General features: G+C 41.6%; 26 protein-coding genes and 1 pseudogene. 19 read left to right on the top strand and 8 right to left on the bottom strand.

The window, feature by feature from the left end:
* Positions 1 to 18 precede the first annotated feature (18 nt).
* Positions 19 to 879, bottom strand: coding sequence for a M48 family metallopeptidase (locus tag ACFE90_RS05205; RefSeq protein WP_375498381.1), 861 nt, complete (start codon positions 877 to 879; stop codon positions 19 to 21).
* Between the two features lie 390 nt (positions 880 to 1,269).
* On the opposite strand from ACFE90_RS05205, the gene ACFE90_RS05200 reads away from it, so the two are divergent.
* A complete protein-coding gene (locus ACFE90_RS05200) occupies positions 1,270 to 1,803 on the top strand; it encodes a DUF4330 domain-containing protein (RefSeq protein ID WP_375498379.1) in 534 nt (177 codons plus the stop codon).
* 149 nt (positions 1,804 to 1,952) lie between these two features.
* Here the strand turns inward: ACFE90_RS05200 and ACFE90_RS05195 are convergent, their stop codons facing one another.
* The gene (locus tag ACFE90_RS05195) at positions 1,953 to 2,945 is read right to left on the bottom strand and encodes a metal ABC transporter solute-binding protein, Zn/Mn family (protein WP_375498377.1); all 993 of its coding nucleotides are present in this window, start codon (positions 2,943 to 2,945) and stop codon (positions 1,953 to 1,955) included.
* Between the two features lie 919 nt (positions 2,946 to 3,864).
* On the opposite strand from ACFE90_RS05195, the gene ACFE90_RS05190 reads away from it, so the two are divergent.
* The 3 genes from ACFE90_RS05190 (at position 3,865) to ACFE90_RS05180 (ending at position 5,340) form a co-directional block, all read left to right on the top strand.
* Positions 3,865 to 4,200, top strand: a complete 336-nt coding sequence (locus tag ACFE90_RS05190) for a hypothetical protein (protein ID WP_375498375.1) — start codon at positions 3,865 to 3,867, stop codon at positions 4,198 to 4,200.
* A gap of 238 nt (positions 4,201 to 4,438) precedes the next feature.
* Positions 4,439 to 4,789 carry a YtxH domain-containing protein gene (locus ACFE90_RS05185; RefSeq protein ID WP_375498373.1) on the top strand — a complete coding sequence of 117 codons (351 nt, stop codon included), beginning with the start codon at positions 4,439 to 4,441 and terminating at the stop codon, positions 4,787 to 4,789.
* Between the two features lie 11 nt (positions 4,790 to 4,800).
* A complete protein-coding gene (locus tag ACFE90_RS05180) occupies positions 4,801 to 5,340 on the top strand; it encodes a DUF948 domain-containing protein (protein ID WP_375498371.1) in 540 nt (179 codons plus the stop codon).
* A gap of 254 nt (positions 5,341 to 5,594) precedes the next feature.
* Here ACFE90_RS05180 and ACFE90_RS05175 read toward each other — a convergent pair whose 3' ends face one another.
* Together ACFE90_RS05175 and ACFE90_RS05170 are read right to left on the bottom strand one after the other, a co-directional pair.
* Positions 5,595 to 5,834 (bottom strand): type II toxin-antitoxin system VapC family toxin, encoded by a 240-nt coding sequence (locus tag ACFE90_RS05175; protein ID WP_375498369.1) that lies wholly within the window; start codon positions 5,832 to 5,834, stop codon positions 5,595 to 5,597.
* The gene (locus ACFE90_RS05170; protein ID WP_375498367.1) at positions 5,834 to 6,160 is read right to left on the bottom strand and encodes a DUF2281 domain-containing protein; all 327 of its coding nucleotides are present in this window, start codon (positions 6,158 to 6,160) and stop codon (positions 5,834 to 5,836) included. Before ACFE90_RS05170 ends, ACFE90_RS05175 begins: the two co-directional genes overlap by 1 nt.
* A 365-nt stretch (positions 6,161 to 6,525) precedes the next feature.
* On the opposite strand from ACFE90_RS05170, the gene ACFE90_RS05165 reads away from it, so the two are divergent.
* Positions 6,526 to 7,335, top strand: coding sequence for a TPM domain-containing protein (locus ACFE90_RS05165; protein WP_375498365.1), 810 nt, complete (start codon positions 6,526 to 6,528; stop codon positions 7,333 to 7,335).
* A 97-nt stretch (positions 7,336 to 7,432) separates the two neighbouring features.
* Positions 7,433 to 8,062 (top strand): precorrin-8X methylmutase, encoded by a 630-nt coding sequence (locus tag ACFE90_RS05160; RefSeq protein WP_375498363.1) that lies wholly within the window; start codon positions 7,433 to 7,435, stop codon positions 8,060 to 8,062.
* Between the two features lie 133 nt (positions 8,063 to 8,195).
* On the opposite strand, the gene ACFE90_RS05155 is transcribed toward ACFE90_RS05160, so the two are convergent.
* Positions 8,196 to 8,879 carry a phosphate ABC transporter permease gene (locus ACFE90_RS05155; RefSeq protein WP_375498361.1) on the bottom strand — a complete coding sequence of 228 codons (684 nt, stop codon included), beginning with the start codon at positions 8,877 to 8,879 and terminating at the stop codon, positions 8,196 to 8,198.
* Between the two features lie 32 nt (positions 8,880 to 8,911).
* Positions 8,912 to 9,748, bottom strand: coding sequence for a 4-hydroxy-tetrahydrodipicolinate reductase (gene dapB / locus ACFE90_RS05150; protein WP_190943690.1), 837 nt, complete (start codon positions 9,746 to 9,748; stop codon positions 8,912 to 8,914).
* A gap of 644 nt (positions 9,749 to 10,392) precedes the next feature.
* Here dapB and psbP point away from each other — a divergent pair.
* The 8 genes from psbP to ACFE90_RS05110 all read left to right on the top strand — a co-directional run bounded on the left by psbP (position 10,393) and on the right by ACFE90_RS05110 (position 19,536).
* Entirely contained in the window at positions 10,393 to 10,938 is a 546-nt protein-coding gene (gene psbP, locus ACFE90_RS05145; protein WP_375498359.1) for a photosystem II reaction center PsbP, read from the top strand.
* A 154-nt stretch (positions 10,939 to 11,092) separates the two neighbouring features.
* Positions 11,093 to 11,686: a Maf family protein gene (locus ACFE90_RS05140; RefSeq protein WP_375498357.1), complete on the top strand. Its 594-nt coding sequence runs from the start codon at positions 11,093 to 11,095 to the stop codon at positions 11,684 to 11,686.
* 614 nt (positions 11,687 to 12,300) lie between these two features.
* Positions 12,301 to 12,498 carry a hypothetical protein gene (locus ACFE90_RS05135; RefSeq protein WP_375498355.1) on the top strand — a complete coding sequence of 66 codons (198 nt, stop codon included), beginning with the start codon at positions 12,301 to 12,303 and terminating at the stop codon, positions 12,496 to 12,498.
* Positions 12,499 to 12,518: 20 nt separating this feature from the next.
* Entirely contained in the window at positions 12,519 to 14,177 is a 1,659-nt protein-coding gene (locus ACFE90_RS05130) for a PRC-barrel domain-containing protein (RefSeq protein WP_375498353.1), read from the top strand.
* Between the two features lie 180 nt (positions 14,178 to 14,357).
* A complete protein-coding gene (locus ACFE90_RS05125; protein WP_375498351.1) occupies positions 14,358 to 15,095 on the top strand; it encodes a phycocyanobilin:ferredoxin oxidoreductase in 738 nt (245 codons plus the stop codon).
* 853 nt (positions 15,096 to 15,948) lie between these two features.
* Positions 15,949 to 17,373 (top strand): HlyD family efflux transporter periplasmic adaptor subunit, encoded by a 1,425-nt coding sequence (locus ACFE90_RS05120; protein ID WP_375498349.1) that lies wholly within the window; start codon positions 15,949 to 15,951, stop codon positions 17,371 to 17,373.
* A 171-nt stretch (positions 17,374 to 17,544) separates the two neighbouring features.
* Entirely contained in the window at positions 17,545 to 18,699 is a 1,155-nt protein-coding gene (gene devC / locus ACFE90_RS05115) for an ABC transporter permease DevC (RefSeq protein WP_375498347.1), read from the top strand.
* 126 nt (positions 18,700 to 18,825) lie between these two features.
* Entirely contained in the window at positions 18,826 to 19,536 is a 711-nt protein-coding gene (locus tag ACFE90_RS05110; protein WP_375498345.1) for a DevA family ABC transporter ATP-binding protein, read from the top strand.
* A gap of 79 nt (positions 19,537 to 19,615) precedes the next feature.
* Here ACFE90_RS05110 and ACFE90_RS05105 read toward each other — a convergent pair whose 3' ends face one another.
* Positions 19,616 to 20,437, bottom strand: coding sequence for a hypothetical protein (locus ACFE90_RS05105; protein WP_375498431.1), 822 nt, complete (start codon positions 20,435 to 20,437; stop codon positions 19,616 to 19,618).
* A 104-nt stretch (positions 20,438 to 20,541) separates the two neighbouring features.
* Here ACFE90_RS05105 and ACFE90_RS05100 point away from each other — a divergent pair, with 104 nt between their 5' ends.
* Positions 20,542 to 21,339, top strand: a complete 798-nt coding sequence (locus ACFE90_RS05100) for an HAD family hydrolase (RefSeq protein ID WP_375498343.1) — start codon at positions 20,542 to 20,544, stop codon at positions 21,337 to 21,339.
* Positions 21,340 to 21,420: 81 nt separating this feature from the next.
* Here the strand turns inward: ACFE90_RS05100 and ACFE90_RS05095 are convergent, their stop codons facing one another.
* Positions 21,421 to 21,549, bottom strand: coding sequence for a hypothetical protein (locus tag ACFE90_RS05095; protein WP_375498341.1), 129 nt, complete (start codon positions 21,547 to 21,549; stop codon positions 21,421 to 21,423).
* Between the two features lie 86 nt (positions 21,550 to 21,635).
* On the opposite strand from ACFE90_RS05095, the gene ACFE90_RS05090 reads away from it, so the two are divergent.
* The 4 genes and pseudogenes from ACFE90_RS05090 to ACFE90_RS05075 form a co-directional block, all read left to right on the top strand.
* A complete protein-coding gene (locus ACFE90_RS05090; protein WP_375498429.1) occupies positions 21,636 to 21,839 on the top strand; it encodes a helix-turn-helix domain-containing protein in 204 nt (67 codons plus the stop codon).
* 191 nt (positions 21,840 to 22,030) lie between these two features.
* Positions 22,031 to 22,825, top strand: coding sequence for a 30S ribosomal protein S2 (gene rpsB / locus ACFE90_RS05085; RefSeq protein WP_375498427.1), 795 nt, complete (start codon positions 22,031 to 22,033; stop codon positions 22,823 to 22,825).
* Positions 22,826 to 23,042: 217 nt separating this feature from the next.
* Positions 23,043 to 23,987 carry a translation elongation factor Ts gene (gene tsf, locus ACFE90_RS05080; RefSeq protein ID WP_375498339.1) on the top strand — a complete coding sequence of 315 codons (945 nt, stop codon included), beginning with the start codon at positions 23,043 to 23,045 and terminating at the stop codon, positions 23,985 to 23,987.
* 226 nt (positions 23,988 to 24,213) lie between these two features.
* Positions 24,214 to 24,517 (top strand): annotated as a pseudogene (locus ACFE90_RS05075) (hypothetical protein); the annotation flags it as partial.

Genomic DNA, 24,517 nt, shown 5'->3' with positions numbered 1-24,517 from the left:
GCCCAATGCTTAATACCCTCAAGACCTCAGTAATGGTCGAATATTAGCTTTATAACTAGCTTTTTCCAAGCCATAATTTTCCTTACTAGGTTGAGAGTTAATTGCACGTCTGAGGGCATCAATGCGATCGCTCGTTCCGGGGTGCGTACTTAAAAATGTCGGAGCAGAACCACCCTGTTTCAGCAGCTTTTGCATAAAGGAAACCATTGCAGACTGAGCGTAACCAGTCCGTGTCAAAGTTCGTAGTCCTCTTTGATCAGCCTCAAATTCATTGCTACGACTGCGTGGCAAGTCTCGCGCTAACTGTACACCAATTTGCACTGCCGTATTCCGATCTAAGCCAGCAGCTGTTAATAGACCACTTTCGAGCGCTTTTTGTTGCATCTGTTTAACTACGTGTTTGCCGCCAATGTGACCAATTTCATGGGCGAGTACACTTGCTAGTTCCGCTTCATTGTCTGCGGTTTTCAGCAAACCCGTATGGACATATACATAGCCGCCCAAGGTAGCAAAAGCATTAATACTGTCATCCTGAACTACCTGGAAAGTATAGGGTAGATCGGGGCGATCGCTATTAGCTGCTAAACGCCGACCAACTTGTTCCACATAGCGATTAACTTCTGGATTGCGGTAAAGCCGCACTTCACTGCCTACTAATTCTTTATTAATCTGCTTACCCAGATCAACTTCCTGGCGAGGGGATATATTAGAAAGCTGAAATGCCTGAACTCCTTGGAGTAGAAGAGGCAAGAAATCTAAAGTTCTTCCAGGTAGAGGTGTACTCAGGCACAGACTCAAGGCAACTATCACTGAAATTAAAGGATAAAACCAGCGACGCCGCCACACACGGTAATTTGCAACAAAATTCCAGTTGAACATAATACGCTCTGAAGATTATTTTGGGAGAACATAAAATGATGGGACAAATTAGAGACGGATTTAAAGTATTCTAAGTTGCATTCTTAAATCAAGATCAAAGGAGTTGTTATACAGCTAATGTTTAGGCAAATCTACTGAATTCCGGGGGTTAAAGACTCCCTCTAGAGATAGGCTTAAACACTAGATATTACTTTCTGGGTGTGTCAATCTTAACGGGCAAAAGTTTAGGGGTTAGCTGCCACCCTTGCGAACTTACGAACTCGTGATAAACTGTTGCGTAACCGCAACGCCCAGCCGCTTTGAGTTATTACCAAATAGGGAAAACTACTATTCCCATCGAAAACCTTCTTCTACAATCAATTACTTCGCTATTACCTCGGAAAAGTTTTTATGGCTATTTTAGATTCAAAAGGTCGCTTGTTCGGCAAAATCAACCTCTTAGATTTAGGTGCTGCGCTAGTAATTCTGCTAGTTATATTTGGCATCTTTATCTTTCCTGGCACTTCTGGTTCTGTTGCCCAAGTCGGTGCGAAAACAGTACCCATAGAAGTAGACTTAGTAGTTCGTGGTTTGAATGTCCGTGACCCTGAACAATTATTCAATAACGGATTAAAAAAAGGCGGGAAAACAAATGTGATTATCCGCAATCAACCTCACGGAGAGATTGAGATTAAATCCATTCAACAGCTACCTAGAACAATTAATATTCCCCAACCTGATGGCACTGTTAAAGAATTACCAGATCCAAAAACTAACAATTTTAGTACCGATTTGATTTTGACTTTAGATGGCAAAGCTCAACTGACTGATAATGGCCCCGTTCTCGGTAACAGTAAAGTTAAAATTGGAATGCCATTTGAGTTGGAAGGCTTTAACTACAACTTCAATGCAACTGTTATTGATGTCAGATTAAAAGACAAATAGTATTAGCATTTTAGTCTTCAAAAAATAGGCTGATAGACCGAATTTTCTGTTAACCCAAAAACTCGGTTTATCAGATTAATTAGAGCAAGATCCTCGTTTGCAGAGAGGGTTGGGGTTCTGTACCTACTCAGCTAAGAACCGCTATATAACTATTTAGCAGCTTTCATTTCAAACATTAAATACGTTCCTCCTAACCCTTCTACAATTGTGCGTGTATTGGCAATCATCATTTTTTGATAAGTGTCCGCCTCGCTTCCGGGTTCACCAAGTCCCTCGGCATACAACTTCCTGTCAGAAATTTTTACTGAGGCTTGTCTAGCTACAGATTGAAGCAAATTAGGGTTAGTCGCCGCCTCTGGAAAAATTGTTGATACTTTAGCCCGTTTAATATTTGTAACCAAATTTTTCACTCTTACATCTGTCAGATTCTCGTTAGAACTAATAGCTTGTAATCCTCCTGCTAATGGAATACCGTATGCTTTGGCGTAATAACTCAGTGCATTAGAGGTTGTAACTAACTTGCGTTCTTTGGCAGGAATACTAGAAATTCTTGACTTAATCCAGCTATCTAGTTGAGTGAGTTCATTTGTGATTCTTTTGGTATTGCTGGTATAAGCCTCTGCATCGTTAGATTCTAATTTTCTCAGATTACTATTAATTACCTCCACCATCCTGATAGTATTCTTGGTATTGTGCCAAAGATGAGGATTAGTTACATTGTTGTCGCCTTTCTGAAATTTTTGTGGTTTAGACACCGCAAGTTGACCAACAGCTATTTTCGGTGCAGTGTTTTTAGTCACTTTAATTAATTTGATCAGATTTGGTTCTAAATTATAGCCATTGTAAAGAATAAGATTAGCTTGCTCAATGGCTCTACGATCTTCCTGCTTTGGTTTATAAAATTGGGGGTTGGTACTAGCGTCAATTAAGCAGGTGAGGTTAACTGTATTTCCGGCAACTTGTCTGGTTAAGTCACATAATACACTTGTAGTTGCAACGACTCTGGGAAGATTCTCATTTACCTGAGTAGTAGTCTGAGTGAATGCAGTTCTTGCAGTTTGATTTCCACACCCAACAAATCCAATCGTCAAGGCAACAAGAATAGTTCGGAAGGAATTAGTTGATGGTAATTTTTTTGACATCCTAAACTCCTACTGGATGTATAGAAAAAATAATCATTATCAGTAACGGATTAGTTAAATACCAGGTGGAAGCCTTCAACAAAGAAGAGGTTAAAGGCAATACGCTTGAGTTAAGGCTTGATCCTTCTTAACACTTTTTAACAAGGAGGGAATTAGAGAAAGCCTTTTTAACGGAAGAGGAATTAATAGACTCTCTCCTTTCCCCATCGCACACCCAAGAATTTTTGCTTAGTGAACCTCAAGTGAGGTTTTTGCAGGCAAAATGTTAGTTAAGTTCAGGCGACAGATTGGAAAACCTCTCTCTAAATGTCTCTCCTTGTACGAGAGACTTTGAATTTTCCTCCTTCCCGACACGGGAAAGGGGCTAGGGGGTTAGGTTTTTCGTAGGCTTTTCCACATGATCTCAATTGTCAAACTGGAAAACTGGTAGAGGTAAAAGCACAATAATAAAGGTGATGCTGGGGAGCCTCCGGTAAAGAGTGTAGTGTAGTTCTCCTACCGTCTGTTGAAGGGGCTATACCATCGTGCTTACATTCCACAAAGGTCGCAAATGATCTAGGATTATCAGGTTAAGGAGTGGAACGTAGTAATGGTGGGGCTTATTGAGCATACGGGTTGATTTCGCAAACCGAGTCGTGAATCTAAGGCAATTGTAACTGTGGTTTTGCGAACTGTGGGCTTCTGGTGGTTACAAAATTGGCGAATTGGTAATTTTTTAGCCATCAGCCTTTGTTAGACAAAATTTCACCTAGAAAAGCCTTTCAATAACGCTCAGAGCATCATCTAACTGCTTTTTATTGCATAATACTGGCTGTACTTTATGGCATAATTTTTATTTTTTAGTTTCTTAGTCATTAAATAAGAAGCAAGTCAAGTATATAGAAAAATTCCTCAAAGCTGATATTGGTGAAGAAAAAGAATGGTAATTTTAGTTATTCTCATTAACACCCTCATTTCGCTGATACTACTATATGTGGCTTGGCGAGTGTGGCAACTCAAGCAGCAGTTAGCATACATAGCAGATAGGTTAACCGCCTATGAAAGTTGTACCCATGCAGCACTGAATAAAGCACCCGAAAATATTTATCTTAGCCAGGAGAGTATTTATAACTTACGTCAGAAAAATCAAGTACTACAAATACAAATTCAACAAGTGCGGCAAATTATCAGTCTACTTTTGCTAGGACAGCAAATCTGGCAGCGTTATTTTCGTAGGCTAGAGTTAACACCAGCGAAAAGAACTGTTGGAAAATGAGTTATGCCAAGTTCACATGAACATTTATAATTAGTGCTGACACAGGGACGCGGTGACACGATGAGACGGGGACGCCGTGAATTTTGAATTATAAGTAATTAATGATTTTGATCTTTAATGAATAAAAGCAACATTTTTGGCTGATATGTTGTCACGATAGATTAACTGAATAAAATCGGTCAAGTCTTACAAGGAGAGAAAACCCACCTAAAATGGGTGTAAGGAGAGAAACAACAAGATGTCTAATAACCGTTCTGGAGTATTTTTTGGCGGTTTGATGCTGGGAGCTACTATCGGTGCTTTGACCGGTTTGCTAGTGGCTCCGCGCACAGGGCGCGAAACGCGTAAAATTTTGAAAAAATCTGCCAATGCTATCCCAGACTTGGCAGAGGATTTATCAACGAGTGTGCAAATCCAGGCAGATCGTCTATCTGCTAGCGCACTACGAAACTGGGATGAAACTTTAGATAGATTACGGGAAGCGATCGCAGCAGGTGTAGATGCCAGTCAACGAGAAAGCCAAGTCTTGAAGCGGCAAACATCTGTTGAAGACTCAGATTCTCTTCCCCAGCAATTAGAACGCTCATAAATGACATAACCGTGATTGACCCCCTGTTTTGGTTGGGACTTTCTTTACTCTTAGTCGCCACAAGTTTGACTGCGGTTTTAGTGGCGGCAATACCGACTTTGCAGGAGTTAGCACGCGCTGCTCGTAGTGCAGAGAAGCTATTTGATACACTCTCGCGCGAGTTACCACCCACTCTAGAAGCTATCCGTGTGACTGGTTTGGAAATCACTGATTTAACTGATGATGTCAGTGAAGGTGTAAAAAGTGCTAATCAAGTCGTGAAACAAGTCGATCAAAGCCTTGATAGTGCAAGAAAACAGGCTCAAAATCTGCAAGTAGGTACACGCAGCATCTTTGTTGGCGCGAAAGCTGCTTGGAGAAACTTCACGCGCCAAAAACCCACAAGGCGAACAAGCGATCGCTTGCCAAGCAATGAAAAATCACCACTAACGTTGCGAGAACGAGAAGTACTCAAGCACGAAAATCGCCGGATCAAAGCAGAAGTGTACCGCGCTAATGACAGTTACAGCGACGCCGCTAGCTGGGAAACCAATTTTGATGATGAAGATTGATTAAAAAAAGGGCATTAGTTAATTATGCAGCTATAGCTCTACGCTGCAAATCAAACCCAAGATTCCAGCGAAAAGGTTCTTACCTGTTGAATTCGCAAAAAGTCACTATCACTGGAAACGATAGTTAAATTATTTTGCAGTGCAATAGCAGCTATCCAAATGTCATTTTCATCAAAACCCAAATCAACAATTTTAGTTTTTCGCCACTTGTTTTTATCTTTGGGTGCAAATTGATTGAATAAGGCTGCCTTGATTTAACCGTAAATTATTGCTGTTTCTTCTGTTATATGGTAAACCCGAATATCTTCTAAAAATTCTGTCAAGCGAACCAGATTATTTTCCTTGCGTTGGGATTTTTCCATGATGAATGTCAGTTCACCCTGGACAATTACGCAAGTGGCAATGTTATTTTCTCCAACTTCATTCACGCGACGGATAACATTTGGCTCACCTAAAATGATGGTACTACAATGATTTGTATCAATTAAATACATTATTCAAATAGGTTTTCGTCATCAAATTTAGCTTTACCACGGGTACCATATACTGCTTGAAGGCATTCTTCAAAGTCATTACCTTCCCAAGTGCCAGCGTGTCGAAGGATGGAGCGTCCCGAAGCAGGACGGTATGTAAGTTGCTCTTTATCTTTATCACTAGAAGTTTCTCTATAATCGCTTAAAGAGATGGTTTCAAGTTTACCTGGTTCCAACTCCTTTTTTGTATAGTTAACCTTAATAGAACGTATCAAATCGAGTACTTCTGTTAGCAACTCCGGCGGTAAATTTTCTATTTCTTGGATTAATAATTCTTTGCTAGTCATGTTTCACCTCTAATCATTCCCCTTTTATTGTATGGAGAACTCTGTTATGGCTTAGTCAATTTTGAGTTATTCAAAATTTTGGCGATAATGATAATTAAAAACTGGGGTAGGAGGTATGCAACAATTGCCTGCTACACCTCTACCCATCCCCGATTATCATTTTCATTAAAATATTTTGAGTATTTAAACTGATTGACATCTTAAGTTATCACAAACGTTACTCTCAATCCCCACTCCCCAAAAACGCTTTGCTTTGATCCCTTAGATTAGAGTAAAGTAAACAAGTGTAAAGAAGTATCACTTTTCCACTACTCTTTTAAAACAACTTGTTCGCTTTTACCGTTGATATTTGTATAAAAACGTCCATGCAATCTTGTTTTTGGCGACGAATTCTGGTATTCATTGCAGTATTTTTCCTGGCTGGGTCAATTTGGGTCATGCATTCTCCCCCAGCACTGGCTTATGACAATCCTGACTTACTTCCTAGCACCTTTACCCCAGTTGTAGACTTAGCAAAATCTCTTCCTGTGCAGCAAGAAGAAAAGCTTGTCAAAGATTTAGAGCAGTTTGAAGCCGATACGGGCTGGAAACTGCGAGTATTGACCCAGTATGACCGCACCCCAGGTCGCGCAGTCATAAAATATTGGGGTTTGGATGACAAAAGCATTCTACTAGTTGCCGATTCTCGTGGCGGTAACATCCTCAGTTTTAGCGTTGGCGATGCTGTTTATAAACTTTTACCCCGGACTTTTTGGATAGAACTGCAAACCCGCTTCGGTAATTTGTACTTTGTCCGCGAACAAGGCGAAGACCAAGCCATTCTGCAAGCTTTAGAATCAGTTAAAGGCTGTTTACTCAAGGGTGGTTGCAATGTTGTCCCCGGACTGCCACGAGAGCAGTGGATTCTCACCTTGATTACCTCAATTATTGGTGGGGTGATTTGTGGATTTGCGGCTCAACCCCGCGAGAAAGGACAAGTTTTCGCTTGGCAATGGGCTTTAATTTTCTCACCTTTGTGGGGAATCTTGTTTCTTGCTTTTGGCATTGGCCCAGTGGTGACACGCACAAGCGATTGGTTACCTCTAGTTCGCAATATCTCTGGGTTTCTTATTGGCGTCTTGGTTGCCTACCTATCTCCTGTTTTCAGTCGGTCTTCTTCCAGTAATGAGTTATGAGTGAGTAGTTAGGAGTTTTTAATTAACTTATAACTCCTAACTACTCACTCTCTGAAGCTGATAAGCTGAAAGCTAATATTTGAGAAGCTCAACAAAAATGGAATGGCACGTAACTGATGCTCAAAGTTTAGCAATCATTGACAGTGAAATTGAAAATCATGTTTTTTCACCCGCAGAGTATGAGATTGTACGTCGGGTAATATACTCTACAGCTGACTTTGAGTATAAGTCTTTGATTCGTTTCTCTGAGCGTGCCTTGCAAGCAGGAGCAGCAGCACTAGCCGCGCGTACTACAATTGTGGTAGATGTCCCAATGGTGCAAGTAGGTATTGCCTACGAGATTCAAAACACCTTTGCTAATCCTCTATATTGCAGCATGGAAGCTCTGACACGTCCTCAAAAAGAAAAAACTCGGGCAGCATGGGGAATAGAAACCTTAGCAAGGCGTTATCCAGAGGGCATTTTTGTGGTGGGACAAGCGCAAACAGCACTAACAGCACTGGTTGATTTAATTGAAGCTGAGGAAATTAGACCTGCTTTGATAATTGCAACTCCAGTGGGATTTGTAGATTTTGATGAAGCGAAGGGGCGTTTACGAGACTCCCTAGTGCCTCACATTACAATTGATAGCCGCAAAGGTAATGCAGTTGTAGCAGCAGCGATCATTGATGGATTGGTAGACTTGGCTTGGCAAGCCTATGGACAAGATGGAAATCGCGGGAGTTAGGAACGTCGGCTCTATCGGACTCTCTATGGCAAATACTATTTTAAAATATTGAAGATCCAGATATTTTTGTTAATTAGTGCCGAGCAAGGAACCTGGATTCTCCAGTTCGCAAATCTTTTGATTGCTGACTAGTTTACTCTTCTGTGCTACGACGCCGACGTGGCTTTTGTTGTTGGTCTTCACGCAGGCGGCGACCAACTTCGTTAAAGAAATCTCGCCGTAAATAAGGATAATCGTTAACCCACAGGTCACGGCTAGGAAAGTATATATCGCTGAATTCTTCAATAATGCTCAAATCTGGGCGATTTGACATTACTACCATTTCTGCAATTTGACCGCGAGTTATAACTTTGTGGGCAGGACGTAATGGTGCTACAAACTCAATGCTAAATCCTGTTTCATCACCCACCTCTAGGTTAATCTGTTTTTCTCGATTTTCTATAATTACCAATTCGCCTTTGCTGTTGACTGTTTCGGTTTTACCCATCAATTGGTCTGTAATCCACCAATCTAGCACTCGACCACGAAAAAAGCCGCCATACTTGTAACGGCGGCATTGCAAATTCCGCATACTTGCTTGAAACACTGGATACCACAGCCAAAAAAAAGCGCTAATTACTCCCAGCACAAATACTATTGAAGCAAACTCAAGCTTAAAAATGACTGTTACAAGCAATATAACAACTACGGCAACTACAGAAATTAACAGCCGTTGCAAAAAATTTGAGAACTTCCCCCAGTAGTACTTGTACTGCAAACCAGTTGCAATTAGGGGGACAACTTGTTCAAATTTCTGGCGAGTCAGTGGTACTAACATGAGTGCTGAGTAATGAATGAGCAATAGTGTGTTTAAAGTATCTTTTCTAATCCATATACTAACGACTTTAGCGCTAAGATTTTGCGAATCGCTAGTAGCACTCCTGGCATATAACAAGCGCGATCGCTCGTATCATGTCGTAAAGTATAAATCTGTCCTGCTGCGCCAAAAATAACTTCTTGATGAGCAATCAATCCTGGCAAGCGGACGCTATGAATTCTAATCCCTTCATCTGCTATACTACCTCTGGCTCCTGGTAATTTCTCCGTTTCTTCTACAAGAGCAGGGTTAAAAGTTTTACCCAATTCTCCTAATAACTGCGCCGTTTGAATGGCAGTACCACTAGGAGCATCAGCTTTTTGGTTGTGATGTAGTTCGATAATTTCCACATGGTCAAAATATTTAGAAGCTGCGATCGCGGCTTGTTGCAATAGCACCATGCCAATGGAAAAATTAGGAATAATTAGACAACCAGTGCTAGCTTTGTCAGCAAAGTCTGCCAAGTCTTGAATTTGTTCTGGACTTAACCCAGTGGTGCCAACTACAGGACGAATACCGTAGGCGATCGCACTACGAATATTGTCATAAACTGAATCGGGATGGGTAAAGTCTACAATCACTCCTGGAGGAGACTGTCTGTCGCCAGCCACATACCCCAACATCGGTTCTAATTGATTGGTAATTGGTACTTCCAGGGGTTCGCTTAAACCCGCCAACTCTCCAGCGTCTTTATCTTGATGTTCTAAACTGTGGTCAATTGCACCCACTAGGTTTAAGTCTGGCGCTTGCGCCACTGCCTTAATCACCTCACGGCCCATTTTACCAGCAGCACCGTTGACAATAACCGGGATAGGAGCTTGATTCGTCATAGATCGAGAAATATTTTTTGAGGTAACAAAGGAATTGTAAAGACTTTAGTGATCTAGTAGCTAGCTTCTCAAATCTCTGGCTTAATTCCAACTACCCTGATTTATCCAGTTAATCGCTCAGTTTTTCTACTCTCTATAGTAGATGGGTTCTCATTTTCATCTCACTATCTTAGCCAGTAACTATTGTATTTTCGCTACTTCATCTACCACATCTTCAAAAAGAATCCCATACCGTCTCTGATAAGTAATTCTTATAAAATGTATCAGTCTTTTTTTTGTCAAGTCTAGTTGACTATTTGTAACATTATTGTTAAATTTATTTACATAACTTAGCAAAAACCAAACTTAACTATCTAACTGGTGTTAGCTAAGGAAAAAACATTTCGGCATCGGTATATCCCATCGACATTTGGAATTCTCCCATCTACCTCGGCTATCAAGTCGGGGTTTTTTGTGTTTTCAATTAGCCTTTATTACAAGAGTTCAGTAACTCCAAATCATCCTTTCTTCAAATAAAAGCATGATTTGCTTGCCTCCTGCCTCCCCATATAATGCGTCATCCGAAGCGTGTCGGTTGGTGCGAGAATAATAACGAGAAATGAGACAAGCCTGGTGTTGTCTCCAGCCCAAAGGAATCTGTAAAAATGTGGAAACGAATTATATTAATTTTGCTATTGGTGTTGAGCTTCAGCTTGAGTAATTCTGATGTAGCGGCTGCGGCTGGACTCAAAAGCTTTGTAGACACTAATGATGGCTATCAGTTTTTATATCCTAACGGCTGGCTGCAAGTTAAAGTTGCCAACGGCCCAGATGTAGTTTTCCACGATTTGATTGAGGTGTCTGAAAATGTTTCTGTTGTGATTAGCCCAGTTCCAGAAGGCAAAACTTTGTCAGAATTGGGAACCCCAACAGAAGTAGGATATAAGTTGGGAAAAGCAGCTCTTGCGCCTCCTGACTCTGGTCGTTCAGCTGAATTAGTCAATGCTGCACAGCGAGAAGTAGACGGGAAAATATACTACCTTTTAGAGTATGAGGTTAAACTCTCCAATCAACAGCAACGACACAACATCGCCAGCGTCGCTGTTAGCCGTGGTAAAGTTTTTACCCTCAACGCCTCAATTCCGGAAAAACGCTGGCCGAGAGTTAAACGAATGATTGATGAGGTTGTCAATTCTTTTACTGTTTATTAATTGGGGAATGGGGAACAAAGAAGAAGCAGGGGAGGAGGGAGCAGGGAGCAAGGGAGAAGAATTTTCTTGCCTCCTGCTCCCCGCCCCTGGAGCCTCTTTTTAATGCCCAGTGCCTTATGCCCTATTCCTAATTACGAAGTTTGTTAGAAATATCATGAAAATTCCACCTTTTGTACTTGCCTCAGCTTCCCCAGCCCGACGCCGCTTGCTGCAAACTGTTGGTATTGAACCGATAGTTCGAGCAAGTGATTTTGATGAGTCGCAAATTGAATTAAGTGAACCAGCAGAATTGGTCAAAACTCTTGCCCAATACAAGGCGGAAACTGTAGCCCCACAGTTTGAATCAACTTTGATTATGGGTTGTGATTCAGTTTTGTCCATCAATGGTGAAATTTACGGCAAACCAGCAGACTTTTCTGAAGCGATCGCTCGTTGGCAGATAATGCAAGGTAACTTTGGTGACCTGTACACAGGTCACGCCTTAATTGACTTATTTCAAAACCGTACTATAGTCAAGTCTCAAGTGACAAGAGTTTACTTTGCTCAAATGAGCGAGAAGGCAATTAAAGCTTATGTTGCCACAGGTGAACCCCTCAAGTGTGCTGGTGCCTTTGCCATTGAAGGTTTTGGAAGTTTCTTCGTCGAAAAAATTGAAGGCTGTCACACCAATGTAATTGGACTCAGTTTACCCCTGCTGCGGCACATGCTAGAGGAATTGGAATACGATGTCACTGATTACTGGCAATAGTCCTTTGTCTTTTGTCCAAAGTTAATAACTAATAACTAATAACTATAACGGTTCTCGACCCGGTGAGGTACAACTTTGACCTTACTTCCATTCCTCTCTCCTTGTAGGAGAAAGGCTTTGAATTTTCCCCCTTCTCGCTTCGGAAAGGGGGTTACGTCTGTTTGCATACCTGTACCTTACCGGATTGAAAATGGCTATAACCTAAGTGTTGCGTAATTTACTAACAAAAATTAGTTTGACAGTCTACTGTTTTAAATCATGTTTCAGCAAACGTTTGAGTAGCGTATAAGTTGTATCTTTTGGGCGAAAAAATTTAATTGTTAACGATAGCTTAGAAAACATTAATTAAAATTATCTTGGAAGTACTACAATAATATTAAAGCTAAAACTAAAAATATTTATTCTTCAAAATAAAAAAACTGGATAAATAATAGTAGAATGCATCGACTTTGAGAAATATATTATTTTAATTTATTTCTTTTTGAAGGGCAAAGTGAACGATGGGATATGTCGGGAGATAGATATGTAAGTCAAATTAATCATAATGCAAACAAACTTGTCTGATTTTTACAGCAAGCTTGGCGATAAAAAACAACAATAAATAAGAGAAAAAAATGCCTAGACTTGTAGGACAGCGCTCTAATACTGGAGCAAACATCACCGTTCTAATCATCCTTATCGCCATCTTTGGGGTACTCCTTGAATACTTTGGTGTTATTGACATCGTTCCCGGTTTTGGCAGAGAAGGACGATATTTTCAGCTAAAAATTCAGCCAACCAACGAACAAGTCACTGGACAACCCAATCAATAATAACTGTGAGGAATAAAGAAATGCGTAAAGGTAGTGATGTGATCGATAAAGTAGTCGTCACCTCTGACAAGGGTAAGAAAATTCAGCGAATTATAGATTTAATTTTTGATCATAAACGTAATCAGCTTTTAGGTTTCCTGGTTGAAGAGAAGGGACTGTTTCGGGATGCAAAAGTCATTCCCCTACAAGAGGTGCAAGCGATCGGGTCAGATGCGATCATAGTTAAATCGAAAGAATCTATTGTTAAGGTACATCGTGTGCCTGCAATTAAAGAGATTCTGCACGAGAATATCGTACTAAAAGGAACAAGAATTCTGACCACTGAGGGACTTTACCTTGGTGGACTGGTGGATTTGTTCTTCGATGAGCATAGTGGACTGGTGGAAGGATACGAAGTTTCTGGCGGTGTATTTGCCGATGCTTACTCCGGGCGATCGTTCGTTCCCGCTCCCGAAACGCTGACAATTGGTTATGATGTTGCCTTTGTGCCTCCAGAAACTGCTCAGATGATGGAAGAACAGGTCGGTGGTATCCGGGGAGCCGTCCAAGCAACTGAAGACAGGTTCCAAGAATCGGCTCAAACGGCTAACCGCAGGCTACAGTCAGCCAGCCAAGCGGCAGGTGAGCAACTGCAAAGCTCAGTAGAGAACGTGAACCGCAGGCTACAGTCAGCAAGCCAGAATGCAGGTGAGCAACTACAAGCCGCAACTGATACTACTAGCAGCAAACTGCAAGACCTCAATCGAAATGCAGCTGCCTCCCTAACAAACAATTTGGTTGACCCTGCCAAGCAAAAAGTACACGTGATTGGCAAGCATGTCGAGCGGGATGTGCTAACTCCAGACGGTAGTGTACTGCTACTACAGGGGCAGTCAGTCACGCTAGTCGATGCAGAAGCGGCCGAGCGCATAGGTATCCTCGATGAACTCTATCGAGCCACGGGTGGCAGTCTGACTGCAAACATCAGCCGCAATTTGAAAGCAGCAACAGAATCTACTAGTAATCAAATTCAGAGCGCAACAATGAGCAGTGCTGCTAACCTACGTCACTCGGTTGATGGGCTGGCAACACAAGTACGTGTGGCGATCGAGCAGGCAAGAGGGCGCAGAGTCTTGCAAACAGTACGTGCTGACGATGGCTTAATTATTGCGGCATCTGGGCAGATTGTAACTGAATCCGTCCTTGCTCGTGCCCAGACTTACGGCAAACAAGCAGAATTACTGAACGCTGCTGGTCTGGTGGCAACCGCAGTTCGTTCTACCACAAGTGACACATGGTTAGAAACCAAAGTTCAAGTGCGCCAGGGGGCAAGCGTCGCCCAAGAGAACCTCAACACTTTCTGGCAAGCCTTGAAACAGAAGGCAGAAATGCTACAAAGACGCAGCACACGGGCGATGAGGAAGCAACGAATTGAAGTTGCACTGGGTCGTCCAGTTACCCGCGTCATTCTTGATCCAGAAGACAACGTGATTTTAAATGTGGGTGAATTAATTACGCATCGTGCTGTCCGTCAGGCTGAAGAAAGTGGAGTTTTGAATATCTTAGTGAGTTCGGTCTATATTAAGGAGCCAGAAATATCCGATCAAGAACTGCGTGCCCAAGAACATGGAATGGCAGCCCTAGCGCATCACGGTAATGGGCGATCGCAACTTGAAGCCAAATCAATCTCAGTAATTTAATACTCGACTTTAATATCTTTTGTCTTATAACTTTACCTTACTCAGTGTTAAGTGCCGAGTGCTTTTAACTCAGCACTCTTCATGTTGCCTGGGTGCAAGTATTTGCTTGTATTGCAGACCACAACAGCTATGGCACAACAGGTTGTAGACTGGCCACTAGATCGCATTCCCAACTAGAATATGTCATTTACTTCTATACCCTCGCTGCGTGAGCAACAACATCCCCTAATTCGTCAGCTAGCTGATTGTATTGAGGCAGCTTGGCATCAGCACCTGGATTTATCGCCCTACCATTTGCCTGATGAGTTGGGGTATGTGGAAGGTAGACTAGAAGGGGAAAAACTGACAATTGAAAACCGTTGCTATCAAACGCCACAGTTCCGAAAAATGCATTTGGAACTGGCAAAAATCGGAAATATGCTGGATATTTTGCACTGCGTGATGTTTCCCCGTCTAGAATACAACCTACCGATGTTTGGTTGCGATTTAGTTGGGGGTAGAGGGCAAATTAGTGCAGCGATCGCAGACCTTTCTCCTATCCAATTAGGGCGCACCTTACCAGAATCTTATACTTCTGCGCTGACACAGCTAACAGTGCTTAACTTTTCCCAACCCCGTGAATTACCTGAATGGGGAGATATTTTTTCAGATTTTTGCATTTTTGTGCGCCCCAGTTCCCCAGAAGAAGAAACAATATTTCTCTCGAGGGTGCGAGAATTTTTAGGCATTCACTGCACCCAAGCGATCGCCTCACATCCTGTTTCATCTGAACAAGTTACACAAAATCTCGCCGGACAACACAACTACTGCACCAAACAACAGCAAAACGATAAAACCCGCCGTGTACTAGAAAAAGCCTTTGGCCCAGCTTGGGCAGAAAATTACATGACCACAGTTCTATTCGATCTCCCTACTTAATCATCTCCCTCATCCCCCTCATCTGTAGGCTCTGTTACGTTTTCGCGTAACGGATAAATGTAGAATTCATTCAACGAGAGTTTAATGAGTCCCAAAACAGCAACAGGGAGAATAGTAAGGTCTTTGAAGCGAATATCACAAAATGGTTTGTTGTCTTGGTAGGTAGTGCAAGCAACTAGAGACAGCTAAGTCATTGACCAGAAAGTTAAGGAAACTCTAATGTTAGAAATGCTCAAGTTGACAGATATTTTTTAGTTAATTAGTCCTTGATTCACTTAAGGAAAACTAACTTTTGTACCAAGATTGTATCAAGCATTGGCAACAGTCTATTTTTGACGTTTCTTTTCAATTTTGTAACTAACTATATCCGTAGTGAATGTAGCAGTAAAGTACTGCATCATACCAATTTTGGATTTTGTGTATAGACACAATACATCGCGTCTATACATCTAGATTCATACTGCTTGTGAATTTTGCTAACGTCCATTGCACTCATGTCTCAATAATACTCAGAGTTATTAAATAGCCAGCTACTATAGCGTTTCTCAGTATCAACACAGACCTAACAAGAACAGCCTCTCTTAAGAGCTAGCGTTGGGGAGTAAGCCTCAAAGCCTCCCTCCTTTTAGGAGAGAGGAATGGAAGTGAGGTCAAAATGTATTGCATACAAACAAGAAGCACTATAGAAAACACCATTTTGTAAAGCCATAGTGTTAAGCGTTCATCACGCGATGGATTTTAAGCCATACCCAGCTTTAAACCACTGTTGTTTGTCCTAAGCGGCTGGCTGTTGATTAAAAACCTTTTTATTTTTACTTCCATCAGCACAATTCAGGTAAATGGGCAACATACTATGTCAAGGGTGACTGAAAAGCCAAAGCCAAGTGAGCAGGCATTTAATCAAGAACAACCTAAGATTTGGTGGGGCATCGCTGTAGCCGTGCCAATAGTAATCGCTGCTGGGATACTAGGTACAGCTAAAATCGAGCAGTTAAGAAAATTAACTACATCTGTCCCCGTAATGCCATCTAGCAATGGCATTAGTGCTGTAGGGCGTTTGGAACCGCGAGGCGAAGTTGTTAAATTGTCCGCCCCATCATCAGGATTAGCACCATCGTCACGAATTCAGCAACTTCTGGTGAGAGAGGGTGAACAGGTAAAGCAAGGCCAAATTATCGCAATTTTGGATAACCGCGATACCCAAATAGCCGGACTACAAGAGGCAAAAGCCAAAGTACAAGAAGCCCGTGCCAATTTAGCGCAAGTCAAAGCCGGATCTCCAAGAGATATTCAAGCCCAAAGAGCAGTTATTGCTCGCCTACAAGCGCAGTTAATTGGGGAAAGGAATGCAGGGCAAGCAACAATCGCGCGGATTGCAGCTCAGTTAAGTGGTGATAAACTTGTCCAACAAGCAACCGTGAATCGCTTAGAAGCTGAACTCAGTGGGCAAAGAGATGCTCTTAGAGCAACGCTTACACGTATTCAAGCCGAACAGCGCAATGCTCAAGTCGATGCCGGACGCTATGATTATTTATACAAAGAAGGTGCTATTTCTCAGCAAGAGCGGGATAGAAGACGCTTGAGTGCAGTAACTTCTAATCAACAGGTGGCCGAAAGCCAAGCTACTCTGAAACAGACATTGGCAACTCTACGACAGCAACTTGCCGAAGCCAGAGCTACCCAAATACAAAATTTAGCAACTTTACAACAGCAGCTAATCGAAGCCAAAGTTAATCGTGATAAAGCCGTAGCAACTTTGCAAAGACAAATCGATGAAGAAAAGGCCAAACTGAGCAGAATTTTAGACGTTAGTCCTACCGATGTGCAAGTAGCGCAAGCCCAAGTTAGTAATGCGATCGCAAATATCAGAAAAGCCGAAGCAGAATTAAAGTTAAGCTACGTTCAAGCACCAATCGCTGGAGAGATTTTAAAAGTTTACACCAAATCAGGCGAAGCGATCGGTGCAAATGGCATTGCTGAAATTGGACAAACCAGCCAAATGTTTGTGATTGCTGAAGTCGCCGAAGACAGTATTGGTAAAGTGCGTATTGGTCAAAACGCCACTATCAGCAGCGATAATGGAGCATTTAGCGGCGAATTAAAGGGAACTGTCACTGAAATTGGCAGAAAAATTGGTAAAAAAGATGTGCTGAATACAGATCCAGCAGCAGATGTGGATGCCAGAGTCGTAGAAGTGAAAATTGCTCTGTCTCCAGAAGATAGCCAGAAAGTTTCTGGTTTAACTTACGCCAAAGTTGTTGTCGATATTAATAACTAATCAAGTTCTTGGCGAGCAGTAATACCAATTTATGATTTGATATTTTGGATTACAAATGTTCTGAATCAAGCTGCCTAATTAATTCTAAGCATTCTATAAATTCGATCCGAGTCATCCGAATAAATTCAATGAAAAATCTAAAATTGCTAGCTGTGCTTGGATGCCTATAAAATGAGTCAAAAAATACCTCTGTCGTGGCTACAACTGACAAGAGAAAAAACTCGCCTAGCTGTGGCTTTAGCAGGAATTTCCTTTGCTGATATTTTGATGTTTATGCAACTCGGTTTCCGAGATGCCTTATATTATAGTAACGTTAGATTTCATAACAGCTTACAGGGCGATATTGTTTTAATCAATAGCCAATCCAGTGCTGTTCTGGCTATGAGGAGTTTTTCTCAAAGACGGTTATATAAAGCTTTAGAGTTACCCGCAGTAGAATCGGTACATCCGATATATTTGGACTTTACAATCTGGAAAAATCCTGTAACAGGCCGCCCTCGTAGTATCCTGATATTTGGAATGAACCCAGAAACTAATATAGTTAACTTACCTGGAGTTCAGGAAAATTTAGATAAACTTAAACTGCCTGATGTAGTTCTATTTGATCGTTCTTCTAGAGTGGAATATGGGCCAATTGCTGCTAATTATGACCAAGGAAAGACTGTAACAGCAGAAGTGCGAAGGCGGCGGATTAAAGTCGAAGGACTATTTACATTAGGTGCATCATTTGGCGCAGATGGTAATTTGATTACAAGTGATATTAACTTTCTGCGAATATTCAGCAATCGTCAAAGAGGATTAATTGATATTGGGCTGATCAGATTAAAGCCGGGAGCCAATGCTAACGTTGTTGCCCAAGAATTACGAAAATATTTACCTAATGAAGTAAATGTTTTAACTAAGCAAGAATTTATTGATTTTGAGCGTAATTATTGGGCAAATAGTACAGCTATCGGGTTTATTTTCACATTAGGGACTGTCATGGGTTTCATTGTGGGGACTGTGATTGTTTATCAAATCCTTTATACAGAAGTTGCAGATCACTTAGCTGAGTACGCTACTCTTAAAGCAATAGGTTATACACAGAATTATTTATTAACTGTCATTCTTCAAGAGGCTTTACTATTAGCAATCTTAGGATATTTACCTGGAATAGTTTTTGCTTTTCTTATGTATAATAGCGCCAGAAATGCAACACTTCTACCAGTTTTTATGAGTTTTGATCGGGCAGTAATGGTGTTGATTTTGACTATGCTAATGTGCATTATTTCTGGTGCGATCGCAATCCGAAAGTTACGTTCTGCCGATCCAGCAGATATATTTTAATTAAGTCAATATTAATTAAAATAAATTATTGATAACTAGAGTTTATAATCAATAATTAAGAAAGCTTGATTTTTGGCAGGTACTACAGTTAAATTTCAAAAATGTTAATTTGTAACTAATAAAAATATGATCGAAAAAGAACCTGTAATTGCCATTAAAAATCTCAACCATTATTATGGCAAAGGGGCACTGAGAAAACAAATATTATTTGACATCAACCTAGAAATTTATCCAGGTGAAATTGTAATTATGACCGGGCCATCAGGTTCAGGGAAAACCACATTACTGAGCTTAATTGGTGGTTTGCGATCTGTACAAGAAGGAAGTTTAAAATTTTTAGGTGAAGAACTCGTTGGCGTCAGTCAAAACAAACTGGTGCAGATGCGACGCAACATTGGTTATATTTTCCAAGCTCACAATTTGCTAGGGTTCTTAACAGCAAAGCAAAATGTGCAAATGGCGGTAGAATTGAATGATAATATTTCTCAAACAGAAGCAGTAGCTAAATCAAAAGCTATGCTGGGGTCTGTTGGTCTAGAAGAACGAGTTGATTACTACCCAGACAATCTTTCTGGTGGACAGAAACAAAGAATTGCGATCGCTCGCGCCTTAGTAAATCGTCCCCCACTGGTGCTAGCAGACGAACCGACAGCAGCATTAGACAAACAATCAGGACGCGATGTCGTAGAAATAATGCAGAGTTTAGCCAAAAATCAGGGAACTACTATCTTATTAGTGACACACGACAACCGCATTTTAGATATAGCCGATCGCATCGTAGAAATGGAAGATGGTCTTTTAACCCGTAATTCCCCCAATGCAGTTATTCAGCCATGATTTTAATCATTAGTCATTTGTCCTTTGTGAATGACCAATGGCTAATAACTAATGACTAATGACCAATGACAGCCATAATTTATTGTCTAGCCGAGCCTGATTTTTTCATTCCAGGTTGGTTTGGCGGAGTTGGAGCATTTGGTTGGCGACTAGTACGAAAAGTCACATTCACGCCTTCATTTGATTGCTCTAGCACCAGTAGAGGTGTCGGTTTAGCCTTTTGATCCCAATGCATAGTAGCAATCCGACCTTGAATTGTTGGTTGCCAACTATCTTCATTTTCTATGGGGCTTAGGTAAGTTTCTATACAGTCAATAATTTGACTAATAGTTGCAGAAGTCGCCTGCGTTGGTAACTTCATTAACCGGATTTGAATCCGAAATAGTACTTTTTTAGCACTGTTCCCTGGACTACCAGTTTCATACTCGACATCAAAAATTTCATCTACTTGTCGTCCAGTGCTATTAGCAATTCCGACTGATCCAACTTGTGCTTGATTTGGACGCAGGGCTTGAGTAACTTTTTCTTTGATCTGAATCTTCACTTGATTAAGGATTGCAAAATGAAACACCTCTTCTGCCATCCGCATTCGCAGATAGTCCAGGTTAAAGTCTCGTGAGTTGACCAAATCAGGATTAGTTTCCATTTTGCGAATCGTTTCCAGCGCCAGCTTAAATTTTTTCTCTAATTCTCGCGCGCGGAATTGTTCAAACTTAAGTTTTTTCTCCAGCTTATCCTTCTGGAGCATACTATATACAATCAAAGCAATCACCGCTAAAGCCAGCCCTCCTGAAGTTACCAACAATAATGGTGGTATTTGAGGATTACTTGCTGGCACTTCCTGGGATGCCTTTTTAGTCTTTGTCCCGGAGGTTTGGGCAAGAAATATCGAAGTGGACATGGTTGGAAACTGAAAAACTTGACTCCTGATGTTTAGGATGCCCAAATCTTCAATGCCATCTTGCTGTATCATTAATATTTTTTACAGCCTTTTACAAACCACCTATGTCTACACATCAGAGCATCCTTGCCCTGTCTGAGTTTTCGTCTACAAGCTTTAGCAATATTCGTCTGATAGCCACAGATATGGATGGCACTCTGACTAAACGAGGAAAATTTACTCCTGCACTGCTGCAAGCTTTAGAGGATTTAGCGGCAGCTGATATTAAGGTGCTGATTGTCACAGGACGTTCTGCTGGGTGGGTGAGTGGATTGAGTGCGATTATGCCAGTGGCAGGTGCTATGGCAGAAAATGGTGGTTTGTACTTTCCGCCTGGAAACCAGGAACCAGTAGTCTTAACACCCATTCCCGATTTAGTTAAACATCGCCAGCACTTGGCTACAACTTTTGAGAATTTACAAACTAAATTTCCCCAAATCCAAGAATCTGTTGATAATCGCTTTCGCATCACTGATTGGACTTTTGATGTAGCTGGTTTGCATCAAGAGGAACTACAAACCCTAGAGAATCTTTGTCAGCAAATGGGTTGGGGATTTACCTATAGCAACGTGCAGTGTCATATTAAACCCCAAGGCCAAGATAAAGCTGTGGGATTGTTGCAGGTATTGCGTGAATATTTGCCCCAGTATTCACAAGAACAAATTGTCACTGTGGGCGATAGTCCTAATGATGAAAGTTTATTTGATCGACGTTATTTTCCTGTTTCTGTAGGCGTAGCAAACGTACTGGAATACGTAAATCAGTTGAAACATCAGCCTGTTTATATTACTAACGCTGCCGAAGGCGAAGGATTTTGTGAGTTATCTAGTTATATTTTGAAAAGCTTGCACATCTCAAGTTAGGGAGAAGTAGAGTTGTTCTACAATAATCTCGTAGCATTGATTTTATAACCATGACGGCTACTGTATTTATTAGAAGTATCGCTACAAGGGCATTTCTAAAAACCACTCATAACCTGCTTTAAACTGAGATTTACCATCTTGTTCGATTATGCTGCCATGCGCCATGATTACTCGTTCAAAATCCCAGTAAGAAGCTGTTGAATTGGCCATTTGACTTTGACCTTATCCTGAGTTGCAAATTTCTCTAATAACGATGTCCCTACCATTTTGCACGAGCATTTAAAGTCACAACTGGACTGTCGCCTTATCAATATGTCCTCCGGTGTCGGCTGGAACTTGCCCAACAACTGTTACAAAACCAAAGGCGATCGCTGGCACAGGTAGCCGCAGAAGCCGGATTTGGCAACCAGAGTCACATGACATCTGTGTTTCAACGAATGCTACACACAACTCCCAAGCGTTATCAGCAAGAAACGAGTAGTATTTTAGACCATACATGAAAACGTTATGGCCTGCCCAATTGTTGAGTGGGCAGCGCTATTTTCTCGCCCTCATGTCAACCAACTAGAACTCTTCAGAATATGCTAACCTAGTATGGTTAACTAATCTCGCACATCTGAGAATTCGGGTGTTTCCCAGTTGGGAAATGCACTTGGATGGAGGTTTAACCCGAATCGGAGTTAAAAAATATATGCCAGTAGTTTCATTGGCTCAAATGATGGAGTCAGGGGTTCACTTTGGGCATCAGACCCGGCGTTGGAACCCAAAAATGTCTCCTTACATTTATACTTCCCGCAATGGTGTGCATATTATCGACTTGGTGCAAACTGCCCAATTGATGGATAATGCTTACAACTACATGCGATCGCACGCAGAACAAGGGAAGAAATTTCTTTTTGTCGGCACCAAGCGTCAAGCCGCTGGAATTATTGCCCAAGAAGCTACCCGTTGTGGTTCCCACTATATTAACCAACGCTGGTTGGGCGGAATGTTGACCAACTGGACAACCATCAAAACACGGGTAGACCGTCTGAAAGATTTAGAACGCCGTGAGGAAACTGGCGCACTAGATTTATTACCGAAAAAAGAAGCATCAATGCTACGTCGGGAAATGACGAAGCTCCAAAAATACTTGGGCGGTATTAAAACAATGCGGAAAGTACCCGATATCGTGGTGATTGTAGACCAACGCCGGGAATATAACGCAGTTCAAGAATGTCAAAAGCTAAGTATTCCTATTGTGTCCATGCTGGATACAAACTGTGACCCAGATGTAGTAGATATCCCCATCCCGGCAAATGACGATGCTATCAGGTCAATTAAGCTGATAGTTGGAAAATTGGCAGATGCCATTTATGAAGGTCGTCACGGTCAGCTTGAGGCTGAAGATGATTACGAAGATTACGATGGTGGTGAGTATGACGATGACTACGAAGAAACCGAATATACTGACGCCGTAATTCCCGATGAGGAAACAGAGGAATAAGTAAAGCAGGGGTGCAGGAAATGTCCGAAGGAGGGCGGTGGCTGGCAGATTAGCAGCAAGCCGTCCTAGCCTGCGGCAAATGGTAGGCTAAGGTAGAGGCGAAAAAAGTCATACCTTATAACTTCATTATTTTTTCTACCCCAGCCCTGAGTAAGATAGAAATACTCAACACCCATGAGCGATTACAACTCGAGGTCAAGTTAGGAATTGAGGCAACATGGCGGAAATATCTGCAAAACTCGTCCAAGAGCTACGCCAAAAAACTGGTGCCGGCATGATGGACTGCAAAAAGGCGCTGATAGAGACTGATGGCAACATAGAAGAAGCCATAGACTGGCTACGGAAAAAGGGCATCTCTAAGGCGGGCGCAAAAAGTGATCGCGTTGCGGCAGAAGGTCTAGTAGACACTTACATTCAGCCCGGTGGTCGGGTGGGTGTACTCATAGAAATCAACTGCCAAACCGATTTTGTTGCTCGTAACGAGGCTTTTAAAGCTTTAGTTAAGAACCTAGCAAAGCAAGCTGCGACTGCTGATAGTGTTGAGTCTTTGTTGGCTCAACACTATATTGAACATGAAAGTGCAACTGTAGAAGAATTCATCAAGCAAACTATTGCTACGCTCGGTGAAAACATCCAAGTGCGCCGCTTTATCAATTTTGTACTAGCAGAAGGCACACAAGGTGTAGTAGACAGCTACATTCATACTGGCGGTCGAGTTGGTGTATTGGTAGAACTGGGTTCTCAAACTGAGTCAGTGGCTACCAATCAAGAGTTCCAAAGCTTGGCACGGAACACTGCAATGCAAGTTGCGGCTTGTCCAAATGTCGAGTATGTGAGCGTAGACCAAATCCCCGCCGAAGTTGCCCAAAAGGAAAAAGATATTGAAATGGGCAAGGATGATTTGGCGAACAAGCCAGATAACATCAAAGAAAAAATTGTTCAGGGACGAATTGAAAAACGTCTGAAAGAATTGACTTTGCTCGATCAACCTTACATTCGCGATCAAAGTATTTCCGTGGAAGACTTGGTGAAGCAAGCGAAGGCGCAATTAGGCGAAGAGATTCAAGTTACCCGCTTTGTCCGCTATATACTGGGCGAAGGCATTGAAAAGCAAGAAATTAGCTTTGCTGATGAAGTCGCTGCACAAATAGGCAGCAAGTAATACTTAGTCATTGGTCATTAGTCTTTAGCAAGGACAAAGGACAAACGACAAATGACTAATGACTCTTTATCCAACAGGTCAAGCAAATAGCCTGACCTGTATTTTATTAGTAGAGACGCGAAATATCGCATTTAATTTAAAATATAAAATCCTCTGGAAAGTTATCCTAAAATAAATTCGTACATTTGTACTATGTAATAGTTCACATGGGCAAGAACGAAAAGGTATGGCAAGAGCAATCGAGCGAATTGAACGGGATATTGCAGCAATAAAAGAAGCGATTCGAGCGATCGCAGTAGAATTACAAAACGCTTATGCTAGTTATCTAAACACCTTGGGGCTAGCTGTACGAAAACAGTTGATTCTGGCGAGTTACCACCTTTGTACTCAGGGGTATCCTGAAAATTTTCTGAATTTGTCATTGAATCAGCGCCAGCAATTGCAACAAGCCATCCGCAAGTTAGGGCAAGTGGCAGGGGAGAAATTGCTTGCTTGTATTCAAAGTGAGGAAGTTGGGGTAGATAAGGGGG

Origin of the sequence: uncultured Nostoc sp. (genome assembly GCF_964245445.1) — a bacterium.
GTDB lineage: Bacteria > Cyanobacteriota > Cyanobacteriia > Cyanobacteriales > Nostocaceae > Nostoc.
Note: the sequence above shows the minus strand (reverse complement) of the source record. Positions and strands in the feature narration are given on the sequence as shown.